Below are 236 nucleotides of genomic sequence, written 5' to 3' on the forward strand. Positions count from 1 at the left end.
TAATAATGATTCAAGTTTAACTTTAGTCTTAGGTCCGTATATGCCATCAGTAGGAAGCCCATGCATTAATTGGAACCGCCTGACCGCATCCGCTGGTTTTGGTCCGTAGTAACCATCAACGCCATTATTTTTTGCTCCTTTGGCCGGGTCGTAGGAGACTGCCCCTAGGGCTTGCGGTACGGCTTTTACTCCCGCTCCCTTCGTAGGAGGCTTTGTCACTTTTAAAATGCCTGCTG

The 236-nt window shown here is 48.3% G+C and carries 1 protein-coding gene; it reads right to left on the reverse strand.

All coding sequences use genetic code 11. The features are described from left to right. A partial coding sequence (locus R0K30_RS23520; protein ID WP_410613446.1) for a peptidoglycan-binding domain-containing protein occupies positions 1 to 236 on the reverse strand: 236 nt, incomplete at both ends.

The organism is Bacillus sp. SIMBA_154 (assembly GCF_046536015.1).
Classification (GTDB): Bacteria; Bacillota; Bacilli; order Bacillales; family Bacillaceae; genus Bacillus; species Bacillus pumilus_P.